This window comes from Paenibacillus qinlingensis, from assembly GCF_031455095.1.
GTDB lineage: Bacteria > Bacillota > Bacilli > Paenibacillales > NBRC-103111 > Paenibacillus_E > Paenibacillus_E qinlingensis_A.
Genome location: NZ_JAVDSB010000003.1, coordinates 431,123 through 446,292, shown reverse-complemented (window position 1 = coordinate 446,292; position 15,170 = coordinate 431,123). Strand labels below are relative to the sequence as shown.

Here is a 15,170-nt window from a genome sequence, read left to right as displayed (position 1 = left end):
TTCTTGGCAAGGAGTTTACGAGTGCATAAAGAGATAGAGCGGGGCTGTTGGATGCGCACATCCGTAAGCTTACTGAATGCTCGATTCAGTATGTCCCGACTTTTCTTATCGTTTTACCTTGCCAGCCTCTCTGGACTGTTTTTAAAGGTACATATGTAATTAAAAGAATTATGCCACTTTCGACATGATATGTCAATGTTTTTTTGGCAGATCACCTACATCATTCTTTGGGCAAGATTCGGACCATGTGTTATAATTTACATATAAAACTATCTTTATTTCCAACTATTTAGTATCGTTGTCGCCAAAAGGTTAAGGAGGAAACTATGTTCAAATTGTTTAGGTTTTTGAAGCCTTACCGAGCATCAGTGGTTGTTATCATTACGTTGATGCTTCTGCAATCACTAGCTCAACTGTATTTGCCAACTCTTCTCTCCGACATTGTGGATGTCGGCGTTGTGAAGGGGGACGTTGGTTACATTATCCGATACGGCGCTTATATGCTTATCGTTGCCATGGGAGCGATGGCTTGTGTCATGGTAGCGAGTTATTTGCTCGCTAAGACAGCTACAGGCTTCGGACGCGATTTACGGCGTAACCTCTTTACGCATGTTGAAAGCTTTTCGTTACATGAATTTGATAAACTCGGAACTTCTTCCCTCATTACTAGAACGACGAATGATATTGCACAAGTTCAACAATTGATTGTCATGATGCGCATGTTCATCGGGGTTCCAACGATGCTCGTTGGCGGCGTCATTATGGCCTCTTACAAGGATACTCATCTCGCAACTGTGCTATATGCCGTCATTCCTATCCTCGTGCTTGTCATTGCCGTAATTATGCGCAAAAGTCTCCCTCTCTTTAAAACCTTACAATTGAAAATCGATGGTATTAATCTTGTTTTGCGGGAGAATTTGACGGGTATTCGCGTAATCCGTGCTTTTAACCGCTCGAACCATGAGAAACTGAAATTCGAAAGTGCAAACAGCGATTTTACGCAAACTGCGATCAAAGTCAATACGATTATGGCGACAATGATGCCCATCATGATGCTCGTCTTCAATCTGGGGATCGTCGTCATCCTTTGGTATGGCGGAATTCGGATTGACAGCAACCAAATGCAAATTGGCGATTTGATGGCATTCATACAATATGCGATGCAAATTATGTTCAGCATGTTCATGATGACCATGATCTTTATGATGATTCCTCGTGCATCCGCTTCTGCTGTACGTATTAATGAAGTATTTGACATTCAGTCCAACATTCATAACTCAGCTAACGCCCAAACTTATCAAGATGATCAAACCATTGTTGCCTTTAATCAGGTGACTTTCAGTTATCCTGGGGCCGAACAGCCTGCCATTCAAGATATCTCCTTCCGTGCTAAACCTGGCGAAGTTACTGCGATTATTGGAGGCACTGGTTCAGGCAAAACGACACTCATCAATTTGTTACTGCGTTTCTATGATGTGGACTCCGGTTCGATTACGTTGAATGGTCAGGCGTTACCTTCTCTTTCATTGGAAAGCGTGCGGAATCGCATCGGCTATGTTCCACAGAAAGCTGTCCTCTTCTCGGGTACAGTTGCAGATAACCTGCGATTCGGCAACGATCAGGCAACCGATGAGGAACTGAACTCAGCTGCTTCTACAGCCCAAGCTACTGACTTTATCAGCGGCATGAAAGATAACTTCCATGCCTCACTTGCACAAGGCGGTACCAACCTATCCGGTGGTCAGAAGCAGCGGCTTGCCATTGGGCGGGCACTCGCACGTAAGCCAAGTATTTATGTGTTCGATGACAGTTTCTCCGCGCTTGATTTCAAAACAGATGCCAAGCTTCGCGCCGCTCTCCAATCAGAAACCGCACGAGCAACCATGATCATCGTCGCACAGCGTGTGAGCACAATTATGGACGCGAACCAAATTATCGTTTTGGATGAAGGCAGAATCGCTGGAATCGGTACACATACTGAACTTATGAGAACTTGTGAAGTGTATCAAGAAATTGTTGCTTCTCAGCTATCAGAGGAGGAAAGTGCATGAGTGAGAAACCTAAAGAACCACAGCGTCCCGCAGCTGGTATTAATCCAGGACATTTTGGCCGTGGCGGGATGGCTGGCATGGGAATGCCTGTTCAGAAAGCCAAGGATTTTAAAGGCACATTAAAACGACTGCTTGCGTATATGCAGCCATTTCGCGTTCGAATCTTTGGCGTACTGCTAGCTTCTATATTAAGCACAGTGTTTAGTATTGTTAGTCCCAAACTGATGGGAAATGCGACAACGATTCTCTTCGAAGGCTCTATGGCTAAGCTAAAAGGCGTCGCGGGTGCCGCTATTGATTTTGATGCTATTTTAAAAATTGTACTTACATTAGCTGTACTCTACATCTTCAGTTCCGTTCTTTTATATATTCAGCAAAAGATCATGGTTGGCGTAACGCAACGTATTGTCTTCAACTTACGAAGAGATATCAGTGAGAAACTCACGCGTGTTCCGCTCTCCTTCTTCGATGCAAGAAGCCATGGCGACACGATGAGCCGAGCGACGAATGATGTGGATACGATTAGTTCCACGATGCAGCAAAGCTTAACACAGCTTATAACTTCCGTTGTTACATTACTCGGTATCATTATTATGATGCTGACGATCTCACCTTTGTTGACGCTCGCTACCATTATCACGCTGCCACTCAGTATTTGGGGAACGAAAATGATCGCTTCCCGCTCCCAGAAATATTTCAAAGGGCAGCAACGCACATTAGGCGAGCTCAATGGACACGTTGAAGAAATGTATACAGGTCATACTATCGTGAAAGCTTTTGGCCGGGAACGACATTCAGTCGAGAAGTTCAATGAGATTAATGATCGTTTGTATCATTCGGGTTGGAAAGCACAGTTTATCTCGGGGCTTATCTTTCCTTTGATGTCTTTTATCGGGAACATTGGTTATGTGCTCGTAAGTGTGATCGGTGGCATTATGGTCACGCATAACGCTATCAAAATTGGGGATATCCTCGCGTTCATTCAATACTCTGGACAATTCGGTATGCCAATCACACAAGTGGCAAATATCGCGAATGTGATTCAATCTACAATCGCGGCGGCGGAGCGTATTTTCGAATTATTAGATGAGCCAGAAGAGATTTTGGAGAAAAAAGAGTCACAATTCGTATCAAAAGTGCATGGACACGTGCAATTTGAAGATGTCTCTTTCGCTTATAAATCAGACACTACGCTTATTGAGCATATGAATATTGATGTAAAACCTGGCCAAACCGTAGCAATCGTAGGGCCAACGGGTGCAGGCAAAACAACCATCGTCAACTTGCTCATGCGATTTTACGAATTAATAAACGGTCGAATCTCGATTGATGGCGTGGATTCACGCGAGATGTCGCGAAATCATCTACGTGGATTATTCGGCATGGTGCTGCAGGATACTTGGCTCTTTAATGGTACGATTCGCGACAATATTGCCTACGGACGACATGATGTCACGGAAGATGAAATTGTTGAGGCAGCGCGTGCGGCATACGCAGATCATTTCATACGAACACTCCCGGATGGGTATGATACGATTTTGAATGAAGAAGCCTCCAACCTGTCCCATGGACAAAAACAATTGCTTACTATTGCGCGTGCGATTCTAGCAGACCCAGCTATCTTGATTCTGGACGAAGCGACGAGCAGCGTGGATACGCGGACAGAAGTCTCTATCCAACGTGCAATGAATAATTTGATGGCGAATCGTACAAGTTTCGTCATTGCTCATCGGTTATCCACGATCCGAGAAGCTGATTTAATTCTTGTTATGAATCAAGGTCGTGTCATCGAACAAGGTACACATAGCGAGTTGCTTGAACTGCAAGGCTTCTATGCGGATCTCTATCAGAGTCAATTTGCACAAAAAGCTGTCTAAAACAGATTGGCTCAATCGCCTTCTTTCTGCTAATATAGGAGAGTCAATCATAAATTTGAAGGAGATGTCACCATGTCAGAAATGAATACCCTAGAAATTATCCAGTTTATTAAAGAAAGCAAAAAGAAAACTCCGGTGAAAGTATATGTAAAAGGAAACCTTGAAGGCCTTGAGTTCGGAGAAGGCAGCCAATCTTTCATTACTGGCGGTAGCGGCGTCGTTTTCGGAGAGTGGAGTGTTCTTCAACCTATTCTAGAAGCGAATAAAGATAAAGTTGTTGACTTCGTTGTTGAAAACGACCGTCGTAACTCTGCTATTCCAATGCTAGATTTGAAACACATCAATGCTCGTATCGAGCCAGGCGCAGTTATTCGCGATAAAGTACATATCGGCGATAACGCGATTATCATGATGGGTGCACTAATCAACATTGGCGCTTCCGTTGGTGATGGCACAATGATCGACATGAACGCAGTTCTAGGCGGTCGTGCTCAAGTAGGTAAAATGTGTCACATCGGCGCTGGAGCCGTTGTAGCTGGCGTTATCGAGCCACCTTCTGCACAACCATGTGTGATCGAAGATGACGTTCTAGTAGGCGCTAACGCGGTTATCCTAGAAGGCGTACGCATCGGTAAAGGTTCCGTTGTTGCAGCGGGAGCTATCGTAACGCAAGATGTTGAAGAGTACACTGTTGTTGCAGGTGCACCTGCTCGTGTTATCAAAAAAGTAGACGACAAAACGAAATCCAAAACCGAAATTCTAGCAGACCTGCGTACCCTATAAGGTAATCTAGATCCCATCTGGAGGAATCCTTATGCTTAGTCCTTTCGTAGAACTGCGACGTCAGCTTCATCAAATCCCGGAGCCGGGATTCCAAGAATTCAAAACGCAGCAGCTTCTGCTTGACCAGTTGGCCAAGCTGCCGCAAGATCGTCTAACGATCCGCACATGGCGTACAGGCATTCTAGTCTATATCAAAGGCTTAAATCCATCCAAACGATTTGGTTATCGCGCAGATATGGATGGGCTTCCGATTACGGAAGAGACAACTCTCCCCTTTCCATCTCAGCATCCGGGCTATATGCACGCATGCGGGCATGATTTTCACATGTCCATTGGTATTGGGGTTGTCACGCATTTCACAGAAAATCCGATGCAGGATGATCTTGTCGTGCTCTTCCAACCGGCGGAAGAAGGTCCTGGCGGCGCGTTACCGATGTTGGCTGCAGAGGAATTGCAAGATTGGATGCCTGACCAAATGGTCGCGCTCCATATTGCGCCTGAGTATCCTGTCGGTACAATCGCGGTCAGACCTGAAATCTTGTTCGCCAACACGTCAGAGTTGTTCATTGATCTGCTTGGTAAAGGTGGCCATGCGGCCTACCCGCATCAAGCCAATGATATGATCATCGCGGCAACGCAGATGGTTGGGCAGCTTCAAACCATCGTATCTCGTAACGTGAATCCATTGGATTCCGCTGTGATTACGATTGGCAAAATGGAAGCTGGGACGAAGCAGAATATCATCGCGGAGAAGGCTCGCTTAGAGGGTACGATTCGCACTTTATCTGCTGCATCTATGAACAAGATCAAAGGTCGTATTGAAGCGGTTGCCGCGGGCATTGAAGCTTCCTTCGAATGCCAAGTCACCATTGACTGGGGCTCGAATTATCGCCAAGTGTATAACGATCCTGCTTTGACCGTAGAATTCATGGACTGGCTTCGTGGACGTGATAACGTTACGTTGTTCGAATGTACAGAAGCCATGACTGGCGAAGACTTTGGATACTTTTTAGAGAAAATACCTGGCTTCATGTTCTGGTTGGGGGTAGATACACCTCATGGCTTGCATAATGCCAAACTTGATCCAGATGAGCGTGCCATTGATGTAGCAATTGATACGATTACGGCTTATCTGCGATATAAATCCAATTAATGAAAAGAACCTCTATCCACTACTTATTTGTAGCTGGAGATGAGGTTTTTTTTCATATTATCGACAGGAAAACCCCGCAGAAACGCCTGCGAGGTTCTAATTACAACTGCTTCAGAAGCGTAACCTTTTCCGTTTTCATTTTATCCACGTAATAACCAATATAACTGAATTGAATGTGTCCACGGACTTTGTTTCGGCAGTATTTCTTTGTATAGTGTTCCCATCGGTTACCTGCACTGTCGCATCCCTCTTTGTTGAGGTGATGTGCCTACGTTCCTACCCGACCAGTGCAAGTCTTTATTAGTTGGAAATGGCAAGCTTACTTAATTCCTTCATTGTATTCTCAATCGCATCCATCGATTGGAACTCCCTGGATAATCGCATAACATTTTTCTTATACTGAGGTTGGTTCAGCACTTGCTTCACCGCATGCAAAATGTTCTCTTTTGATGGACGGTCAGTTTTCAAATTGATACCTACCCCTGACCATTCAACACGTGCGCATACTTCCGGTTTATCCTCGGTTTTACCTGCTGTGACGATAGGAACCCCAAAATAAATCGCTTGCTGTACACCGCCGTATCCTCCGTTAGTCACAATTACATCCACATGAGGTAATAGTTCATGATGAGGAACGAAACTTTCCAAACGAACATTGTCCGGTAATGGAATGTCCACATTCTTTAGGGGTCTACCCCCTGTCGTAGCCACAACCAACACATCTTCACCAGCTAATGCTTGTATTGTGGGGATAAGTAATTGACGAAAATCTTCGTTAGCAATCGTTCCTTGTGTAACATGCACAACTGTACGTTTATTCATGTCTTCCCACCAAGAAGGAGGGGTGAATTCCGTTTGTTTTGCTGGTAAGTACGGACCTACAAACTTAACGTGGCTCGGCAAATCACTGCGAGGATACTCAAAAGAAGGGCTGGTTCCCTGAAGGAACAAATCACTTACCATCGCTGGGGCAGTCAATGCAAAGTACGGGAGTTTAGGCACGTTAATATGTGATAACAATTTGTTTGCATGCTTTTGTACATCCGCGAACATGACGTTTTCGACCAAACCATTTAACAATTTGTTTCGCATTCGACCCAAAGCGCTTGTGCTTGGCGAGATCCCAAGACCAAAAGGCGCAGTATCACGGCTACTTAGAGTCATAGGAAATACTCCGTATGCCGCTATCTTTGGAGCCTTGCCTGTTAGCTTTAATGGCAACATCCCGGTAAATGCCCCATCCACGACAACAACATCCGCGGGAAACTCTTTTAATATTCTTGTTAGATCTGCGGCATATGCAGGCATTTCTCCGAAGAAAATATGTTTCAAATCATATTTCATTTGGTTTACTCCCTGAAATTTACTTCGTTCGGGAAACCACTCTTCATACCGACTATCATCCAAGTCCTTAGCTGACTGCACCTTCTTAAAAAGCGCACCCGTTGCTTCAATTTTCCCTCGATATTTAGAAGTACTGTACCACATAACCTCATGTCCCAATTCTACCAGTCGTTTGGCAATCGGAAGACCTGGAGAAATATGTCCTTGTATAGGCATAGCAGCAAATAAGAATTTAGACATTGTCTTTCTCCTATCCATCCATATTTATTCAATTATTAATTTTACTAGCCTTATGTCATAGGGAGCTTCGCCTAGAAGAATCCAGCTTTAATCTTGATATCTCCACGCATATTATCCATTTAGTTACCAAATAATCCGGTATAAAGACTAGAAGCATCTATTGCAATTTCGCTCTACATTCAACCGATATCTCTTCCACAACTTCGCCTTCCGAGACTAAGTAAGCTTTTTCGTATAAATTACAAACAGGGCAAATATGATTCGGTATAATTTGTACTTTATCTCCTACAGCCACTTTATTACTGAAATCTTCATTGTAAATAATAGCGTGCTCGTCAAACACTTTAAAAATATGGACGTCATCAAACTCTTTAATACGACCGAGACCTTTTGTTGTTGTATGACCTTTACTCCTAGTTTGAGCTGTAATTCCTTTCGCACCTACATCCGTAATGACCCGTTCATTAGTGGGCTTACTAATGATTGTAGTAAGAACCGAAGCTGCACAGCGGTCATAAGTACCGATTACATTTGCCTGTGAGGAATCCATAAAAATATAAGTCCCCGGTCTAATTTCAGTGACGCCTTTCGGAATTTCGAATTTAAACATGAATGGAGGGGTGGAACCTATACTTACGACTTTTGGTTTCAGATCCATCTCTTCTGCAATTTCTGCGAAACGTAATGTTCTTTTTACACTTTCAAAAAAAAGCTCTCTGCATTCATCCATATTTTCTGCTGCATAAGAGTGTCCATCATGAGAAAAAATGCCTCTAACCTCAACATTTTTACAACCTTTTACAGCTTCCAATAACATTCGGAAATCACTCTCTTCGATAATCCCGGAGCGTTCTTCCCCTACTTCAATTTCCACGAGCACTTGAGCTCTTTTCTCGGCCCCTTCAAAAACTTCCTCAATCTCATGTACTTGATGTATATTATCGATACCAAAAGAGATATCAATTGTCTCAGATAGTCTTCTAATTCGTTCAATTTTTGATTTACCGACAATCTCATTGGCAATAAAGATGTTCTTCAACCCATTTTTAGCCATAACCTCGGCTTCACCAACTTTTGCTACTGTAATCCCTTTAGCACCTAATTTCTCTTGTAATTTAGCAAGCTTAGGCATTTTATGCGTTTTTGTGTGTGGGCGTAAATTCACTTTGTTTTCGTTCGCATAATTTTGCATGAAACGGAGATTTTCAATCATGATTTCTCTATCAATTACAAGTGCCGGAGTTTCTAACTCGAAATATTTCATTTGTACCTCTCCTTTATAATTCAATAACTCAAACCTTGCTAACATATAAGTATTTATATATTATTAAGATTAAATCGGCATTTATGAAATTAATTATATAAAAAATTATATAAATGTCAATGTTTTTAATAAAATATATAATAAATTATACAATATAAGATAAGGTGGTAATTTTTTATGAAAATAAGCAAAGAACTGAAAAAGTATATTCCAATAGCAAATTTGATAGCTAATACATTCGGTAAAAATTGTGAGGTTGTCATTCATGATTTAACAGTTCCTCAAAATTCCGTGGTTTATGCAATTAATAACCATGTAACAGGGAGAAAAGTTGGGCAAGCGTTTGATCATTTAGTGAAACAGGTACTATTATCTCGAAAATTTGACAACGATTATGTTGCAGGTTACAAAACATTTACCGAGGATGGCAGAGAAATTAAATCTTCTACCGCTTTTATCAGAGATTCAAATGAAACGGTAATAGGAGCACTATGTATAAATTATAATTTGGAAAGCATGGTAAATTTCAAAGAATTTATAGATGAATTTATGGCTATTGAGCAAGAAAAGGAAGAAGAAGAAAATATTGAACTTATGGAAAATGTAGTTGAAATCGCAGATGATTTGATCGATAGAATTATCGCAAATCATGCAAAAGATGATTTGAAAAGAAGAGAAAAAATCAACTTAATCAAGTTTATGGATGAAAAAGGTATTTTTCTAATCAAAGGATCTGTAGATAAAGTAGCAGATAAACTTGGTATTTCAAAAGTCACTGTATATAGTTATTTAGATGAAATTAAAAAAAAGAGAGATTTACTAGATGAGGAGTAGAGGTCTGAAGTTTCATGGAGGACTTGGGTCCTCTTTTTTTCTACAACTGAATAACTAAAAAAAAGGAAACAAAGAAAAGACCGTTTAAGCCACCTCACAGGCCAAAAACGGTCTTTTTGCATCTTTTAAAATAGTCGTCAAGACTCAAATACTTTGCCACGTGTAAACTGGGGATCGGTTTCTGAAAGATCTCTTGCCGGAGAGACGGGTTCTAAAAACAGATAATTTTTTACGTTAAGCACTTGAATTTGTATAAAAAATTATATAAAATCGATGATAATACGATCAAAATAGCAGAATTTTATATAAATTAATATGTAAAATCAATGCATTTTGTCTTTTAATCTCTAAGAAAGAAGTGACGTCATCATGAAATTTATAAATAAAATTAATGAATTCCAATCCAATGGCCATTACTCACTAGCTGTAACACATAATGATTTGGTTTTTGTTTCGGGTTTATTGGCAATTAATCCAGCTACTAATGAGAAACAATTTGGGACAATAGAAGAAGAAACTCTTTTAGTTTTAGAAGCACTTGAACTTATCCTTCAAGAGACAGGAAGTAGTAAAAATGATGTTTTAAAAACTACTATATATATTCCTGATATTTCACTTTGGGATTCTGTAAATAGGATTTATAGCAATTTTTTCGGGGACCATAAGCCAGCTAGAGCTATCGTTCCTACAAAAAATCTGCATTTTGACTTTAAAATAGAAATCGAAGCCGTTGCAGCAATTAAACAGAAGCAAATTTAATCAAATTATATAAAGTAGCGGTGATCTTTTCCTTGTTTTTCACTAGAACCCTAATCATGTATTTTTCTGCTTCTTTGGAGAACATATCAATTTTATGTCCTTCTGCGGAATCCTGTGCAACTTCTTGTCTTTCGGAAAGGACAAGAAGTTGTATCCATAAAAATAAAAAACCGCGTAAACCGCGGCTTCTCATGCACATATGTTCTTGTACTCTTACATCTAACTCTAAAAGATATCGTCTAATTCAATTTAAAGCGACTCAACACGCCATGCAGATCATCAGCTAATCTAGACAATGCAACGGAAGATGAAGTTATCTCCTCCATTGTTGCCAGTTGCTCTTCAGTCGAAGCTGCATTGTTCTGACAGAATGCCACAACTTGATCGCTAGCAACGGATACCGTTTCCGCTAGTGCAACCACTTGTTTACTGGAAGCAGCAAGCTCCTCGGTGGTAATTGTCGTTTGCTTCACTTGGGAGAAGACAGCAGAAACAGTAGCTTCGATCGTGTGGAAGACTTCGTCCACCTGTGTTGTTTTCTCCAGACCTGTACTCACTTTATTGGATACTGAATCCATTGAAACTACAGCATTGTTCGTTCTTAATACAATCTCTTCAATTAATTCAGCAATTTGAAGCGCAGATTGCCCCGATTGTTCCGCCAGTTTACGTACTTCCTGCGCAACGACAGCGAATCCCCTGCCATGTTCACCTGCCCGCGCTGCTTCAATGGAAGCGTTAAGCGCAAGCATGTTCGTGCGGCTCGCCAAGTCTTTGATCATATTAACAATGCCGCTGATTTGCTGGGACTGTTCACCAAGTGATTGAATGTTCGCAGACGCGTGCTGTACCGTTTCGTTGATCTCCTCCATCTCACTCAGAACGGCACTTACCGCGATAGCACCTTGTTTGGATGCATCAGCGGCCGATTGCGTGAGTCTAGACACTTCCACATTGCCTACAGTTACTTGCTCGATGCCTGCCGTCATCTGCTGGATAGCCTCAATCGCTTCTTCCATATGCTGTTGTTCTTTTTCTGCGCTTGCCGAAATAACCAATGTGGCCTCAACAATTTGCGCTGTCGCCTTCGTCGTTTGTTCGCTGCTTGCACTGAGCTGTTCCGAAGATGCTGCCACTTGAACCGCCGTATCCATCGACTGTGAAAGAATCTGGCGCAGCTTGCTTACCATTTGGTTAAACGAAGTGGCTACCTCAGCTATTTCATCTCGAGAGGTAATAACAATTTCGCGGCTCAAATCACCGTCACCTTGGGCAATTTCCTGCATCTGTCGATGAATAGCACGAAGTGGACGAGTAATGGAACGAATGAGCACCAGCCCAATCACCACTGCAATAATAACCGCAGCTATAACGATCATAAGCATAAGCGTATTTTGACGCTCAGCTTCAGCTTTGCGGTCAACCTTGTCACTATGTATTTCATTTTCCAACTTCTGAAGGACCTCTATCGTTAACGTATCAAGCTGATTACGGATATCTCTTTCTTCATTGAAATGAAGCTTCATAGCACTATCTGCTTTCCCTGTCTTTACAGCTGTAAGGACTTGCTGGCTTAAGCCAAAGTAATCTTCATAGAGCTTAATAATCGAATTCACTCCGTCGATATCATCAGAGTCAAGTGTCGGATATGATTTTATTTTGGTAAATAGCTCCCTTATCTGCTTATCTTTATCTGCCATTGCTATTGGAAATTGTTCATCCTTATTCAACAAATAAGCACGCTCATCGTTAGACCTGCCTGTAAGACTAAACTGTATCGTTCGTAAATCGTAATGAAAATCACCGTCCTGCAACATTTCCTCGTAAGAAGATGATGTTCTAGTCAAGTAGTTTGTCGTGAACAGAGAAAGCGCAATTAACAAGATCACGATAACCGTAAAAGATAAAAATAGCTTTATGCGAATTTTCATGTTTATATCTCCCCTTCCCTCTTCTTAGAAGATGCCACTATTAATCGACATTATTCGAGCTTCGCCATACACTTTTCGACATAGTCGAACTCTTCACCTCCCTTTTTCAAGCTGGTTGTAAAATAAATAAAAAACGCACCTATCGATTCCCGATTAGGTGCGTTTTCATTGGATTAAAGCTTGCTCACGAACCGCTGCAACCGATCCAACGATTGCTCCAGCACTTCTTGTGCATAAGCGTATGAAATACGAATATACCCTTCGCCATAGGAAGTGAAGGCATCCCCCGGCACGACGGCGACATGTTCCTCCTGCAATAGCCGCATCGCGAACTCTTGTGAGGATAAACCGAACTTCGTGATGGAAGGGAACAAATAGAAGGCGCCATCCGGCTTTTCCAGCTCGAATCCCATTGCAATCAAGCGATCGTAGACATAATCCCTACGTGCTGCATAAGCTTCACGCATCGGAAGTGCGTCATCAATGCCTACTGTCAATGCTTCCAATGCCGCATATTGGCTTACAGAACTCGCACAGGTCACATTGTACTGGTGAACCTTCACCATGTGCGCAGTGAGGTACGCAGGAGCCATGGTAAACCCGATACGCCAGCCTGTCATGGCATGTGATTTGGACAAGCCGTTAATCACAATTGTCTTCTCACGCAAATTGCCAACAGTAGCAATAGAGTGATGACGAACATCATAAACCAACTCACTATAGATTTCATCAGATAAAATAAAGAGTTCTCGATCGGCCAATAATGTAGCCAAATCAGCGATTTCCTGCTCCGTAAGTATTTGACCTGTCGGATTCGATGGGTAACATAGAATGACACAACGTGTCTTCTCTGTAAGATAAGGCTTCAACAGGTCCGCTGTTAGTTTCAAGCCATTCTCACGTGTATCCACGTATACAGGCACTCCACCTGCTAGCTGAATTAACGGCTCATAACCAGGATAGATTGGAGCTGGAATGATGACCTCAGCACCTGGCGTTAGGATCGTTCGCAGCGTAATATCCACAGCTTGACTAGCACCGGCCGTCACGATAATCTCATCTGCTGCACGATACTCTTGACCATATTTGACCTTGACGAAATTGGAGACAGCTTCTCTAAGCTCAATTAACCCAGGGTTTTGCGTGTAGACGGTTTTGTTCTGATCTAATGCTCTTTGGCCCGCTTCAATAATATGCCGCGGCGTTGGGAAGTCAGGCTGTCCAATTGTTAACGTCAACGCACCAGGAATCGTGCTGACCAGGTTGGATATTTTGCGAATACCGGAAATTTGAATATCTTTGACTTGTGGGTTTACCAAATGCTCCAACATAAGTAGCTCTCCCCTCCCATGAATAAGAACTATGTTGTCCGGATCGTTTGTATTAGATTTTCCATATCAGGTGGAATTGGCGCTTCAAACTGCATCCATTCTCCCGTTCTCGGATGCTTAAATCCTAAAATCGCCGCATGTAATGCCTGACCATCCATTAGCATGCCTTTACTTTTACCGTACATTGGATCTCCAACCAACGGATGCCCGATGAACTTCATGTGTACACGAATTTGATGAGTGCGGCCTGTTTCTAGCTTTAACTCAACTAATGTAAAGTCACCAAACCGTTCGATTACGACGAAATGCGTTACCGCGGTCTTACTGTTTTTGTCCGTAACGGTGTACATCTTACGATCATGAGAATCACGTCCAATAGGTGCATCAATCGTTCCTTGATCATGTTGAATATAGCCATGTACCAAAGCAATATACTTACGGTTTACGGTATGCGCCTTTAATTGCTCAGCAAGACTTGCGTGAGCTTTATCATTTTTGGCTGACATAATGAGACCAGACGTATCTTTATCAATGCGATGCACGATACCTGGACGCAGTTCGCCATTAATACCTGATAAATCTTTGCAGTGATACATTAAAGCATTCACCAACGTGCCCGAATAATGGCCAGGCGCCGGATGTACAACGAGACCTCGCTGCTTATTAATCACAATCACATCGCTATCCTCGTAGACGACGTTCAACGGGATATTTTCTGCAGCCAGTTCAACCCCTTGGGGCTCAGGAATATGTAAAGCTATCACATCTTGCACCGATAATTTATAATTAGGCTTGACGACTTTCCCGTTTACCTTCACGTGACCGTCTTTCACCCATTGTTGGACAAGCGTTCTTGAAATATCTTCTTCCAACGCCTCTGTAATAAATTTATCGATCCGTTCGCCGCCAAATTGAGTTTCCACTGTCCATTCAATCGCGTCTTGCGACACGGTCTCAGGTGAGGTCTGGTTTGTGTTCATGTGTTGCTCCTTTTTTCTCTTTTCGTGATGCCAGCAGCGACTCAATAAAGATGAGGATAACCCCAACAACGATACAGGAATCCGCTACATTAAAAATAGGGAAGATATAGTCGACTTCTTTACCGAAGAAGTTGAAATCAAATGTAAATTGAAAGAAATCAACAACTTCTCCGAATAGGGCACGATCAACGAAATTACCAAAAGCTCCTCCTAGAAGCAAACATAATGCGAATGGTAGCAGCACTTTGTCTTCACGAATTGTCCGCTGCATGTACCAAATAATCCCGCACAGAACGACAATCGTAACACTAATAAAGAACCAGCGTTGGTCTTGCAAAATGCCGAAGGCCGCACCACGATTACGATGGGATGTTATCATGAAAAAATCTCCAATGACGGGGCGTTCTTCGCCGAGTGGAACCTTTTTAACAATAATCCATTTCGTAACTTGATCAAGAATAAATGCGAGAAGCGCGTACAAGTAATATTTTAAATATTTCATCTAATTGTACCTCCTACAGGGTGAAAAGCTTGTCCATTCCTTATTTTCAAGGAATTACCTCACTAAAAAAAGGTGTCTATCGGCATCCTAAACGGTATGAATGAGCTGTTAGAAGGGAGCT

13 protein-coding genes are annotated in these 15,170 nt (G+C 42.2%); 6 read left to right on the top strand and 7 right to left on the bottom strand.

Going from position 1 to position 15,170, the window contains the following annotated elements:
* Positions 1–326 precede the first annotated feature (326 nt).
* The 4 genes from J2736_RS12805 to J2736_RS12790 all read left to right on the top strand — a co-directional run bounded on the left by J2736_RS12805 (position 327) and on the right by J2736_RS12790 (position 5,864).
* Positions 327–2,051 carry an ABC transporter ATP-binding protein gene (locus J2736_RS12805; protein WP_310227078.1) on the top strand — a complete coding sequence of 575 codons (1,725 nt, stop codon included), beginning with the start codon at positions 327–329 and terminating at the stop codon, positions 2,049–2,051.
* Positions 2,048–3,928, top strand: coding sequence for an ABC transporter ATP-binding protein (locus J2736_RS12800; protein ID WP_310227076.1), 1,881 nt, complete (start codon positions 2,048–2,050; stop codon positions 3,926–3,928). The genes J2736_RS12805 and J2736_RS12800 overlap by 4 nt, the downstream gene beginning before the upstream one ends.
* A gap of 72 nt (positions 3,929–4,000) precedes the next feature.
* Positions 4,001–4,711: a 2,3,4,5-tetrahydropyridine-2,6-dicarboxylate N-acetyltransferase gene (dapD, locus tag J2736_RS12795; RefSeq protein ID WP_310227073.1), complete on the top strand. Its 711-nt coding sequence runs from the start codon at positions 4,001–4,003 to the stop codon at positions 4,709–4,711.
* Positions 4,712–4,742: 31 nt separating this feature from the next.
* Positions 4,743–5,864, top strand: a complete 1,122-nt coding sequence (locus J2736_RS12790) for an N-acetyldiaminopimelate deacetylase (protein WP_310227071.1) — start codon at positions 4,743–4,745, stop codon at positions 5,862–5,864.
* 300 nt (positions 5,865–6,164) lie between these two features.
* On the opposite strand, the gene J2736_RS12785 is transcribed toward J2736_RS12790, so the two are convergent.
* Both J2736_RS12785 and J2736_RS12780 read right to left on the bottom strand, forming a co-directional pair.
* Entirely contained in the window at positions 6,165–7,448 is a 1,284-nt protein-coding gene (locus J2736_RS12785; RefSeq protein WP_310227069.1) for a glycosyltransferase, read from the bottom strand.
* A 157-nt stretch (positions 7,449–7,605) separates the two neighbouring features.
* On the bottom strand, positions 7,606–8,712 hold the full coding sequence (locus J2736_RS12780; RefSeq protein ID WP_310227067.1) for a D-TA family PLP-dependent enzyme: 1,107 nt from the start codon (positions 8,710–8,712) through the stop codon (positions 7,606–7,608).
* A 177-nt stretch (positions 8,713–8,889) separates the two neighbouring features.
* On the opposite strand from J2736_RS12780, the gene J2736_RS12775 reads away from it, so the two are divergent.
* Positions 8,890–9,546: a helix-turn-helix transcriptional regulator gene (locus tag J2736_RS12775; RefSeq protein WP_310227065.1), complete on the top strand. Its 657-nt coding sequence runs from the start codon at positions 8,890–8,892 to the stop codon at positions 9,544–9,546.
* A gap of 369 nt (positions 9,547–9,915) precedes the next feature.
* Positions 9,916–10,305: a RidA family protein gene (locus tag J2736_RS12770; protein WP_310227064.1), complete on the top strand. Its 390-nt coding sequence runs from the start codon at positions 9,916–9,918 to the stop codon at positions 10,303–10,305.
* Here J2736_RS12770 and J2736_RS12765 read toward each other — a convergent pair.
* From J2736_RS12765 to lspA, 5 genes are all read right to left on the bottom strand, one after another.
* The gene (locus J2736_RS12765; protein WP_310227062.1) at positions 10,286–10,498 is read right to left on the bottom strand and encodes a hypothetical protein; all 213 of its coding nucleotides are present in this window, start codon (positions 10,496–10,498) and stop codon (positions 10,286–10,288) included. The two genes, J2736_RS12770 and J2736_RS12765, sit on opposite strands and share 20 nt — an antisense overlap.
* Positions 10,499–10,544: 46 nt before the next feature.
* Complete coding sequence (locus J2736_RS12760) at positions 10,545–12,236, bottom strand: methyl-accepting chemotaxis protein (protein WP_310227060.1); 1,692 nt, start codon at positions 12,234–12,236, stop codon at positions 10,545–10,547.
* 173 nt (positions 12,237–12,409) lie between these two features.
* Entirely contained in the window at positions 12,410–13,564 is a 1,155-nt protein-coding gene (locus J2736_RS12755) for an aminotransferase A (protein WP_310499115.1), read from the bottom strand.
* A gap of 32 nt (positions 13,565–13,596) precedes the next feature.
* Positions 13,597–14,547, bottom strand: a complete 951-nt coding sequence (locus J2736_RS12750) for an RluA family pseudouridine synthase (RefSeq protein ID WP_310227058.1) — start codon at positions 14,545–14,547, stop codon at positions 13,597–13,599.
* A complete protein-coding gene (gene lspA / locus J2736_RS12745) occupies positions 14,522–15,049 on the bottom strand; it encodes a signal peptidase II (protein ID WP_310227057.1) in 528 nt (175 codons plus the stop codon). The genes J2736_RS12750 and lspA overlap by 26 nt, the downstream gene beginning before the upstream one ends.
* Positions 15,050–15,170: the final 121 nt, after the last annotated feature.

What these genes read in the sequence shown, in the direction of transcription:
- J2736_RS12805 (WP_310227078.1), top strand. Translation starts at nt 327, where the DNA reads ATGTTCAAATTGTTTAGGTTTTTGAAGCCTTACCGAGCATCAGTGGTT.
- J2736_RS12800 (WP_310227076.1), top strand. Translation starts at nt 2,048, where the DNA reads ATGAGTGAGAAACCTAAAGAACCACAGCGTCCCGCAGCTGGTATTAAT.
- dapD (WP_310227073.1), top strand. Translation starts at nt 4,001, where the DNA reads ATGTCAGAAATGAATACCCTAGAAATTATCCAGTTTATTAAAGAAAGC.
- J2736_RS12790 (WP_310227071.1), top strand. Translation starts at nt 4,743, where the DNA reads ATGCTTAGTCCTTTCGTAGAACTGCGACGTCAGCTTCATCAAATCCCG.
- J2736_RS12785 (WP_310227069.1), bottom strand. Translation starts at nt 7,448, where the DNA reads ATGTCTAAATTCTTATTTGCTGCTATGCCTATACAAGGACATATTTCT.
- J2736_RS12780 (WP_310227067.1), bottom strand. Translation starts at nt 8,712, where the DNA reads ATGAAATATTTCGAGTTAGAAACTCCGGCACTTGTAATTGATAGAGAA.
- J2736_RS12775 (WP_310227065.1), top strand. Translation starts at nt 8,890, where the DNA reads ATGAAAATAAGCAAAGAACTGAAAAAGTATATTCCAATAGCAAATTTG.
- J2736_RS12770 (WP_310227064.1), top strand. Translation starts at nt 9,916, where the DNA reads ATGAAATTTATAAATAAAATTAATGAATTCCAATCCAATGGCCATTAC.
- J2736_RS12765 (WP_310227062.1), bottom strand. Translation starts at nt 10,498, where the DNA reads ATGAGAAGCCGCGGTTTACGCGGTTTTTTATTTTTATGGATACAACTT.
- J2736_RS12760 (WP_310227060.1), bottom strand. Translation starts at nt 12,236, where the DNA reads ATGAAAATTCGCATAAAGCTATTTTTATCTTTTACGGTTATCGTGATC.
- J2736_RS12750 (WP_310227058.1), bottom strand. Translation starts at nt 14,547, where the DNA reads ATGAACACAAACCAGACCTCACCTGAGACCGTGTCGCAAGACGCGATT.
- lspA (WP_310227057.1), bottom strand. Translation starts at nt 15,049, where the DNA reads ATGAAATATTTAAAATATTACTTGTACGCGCTTCTCGCATTTATTCTT.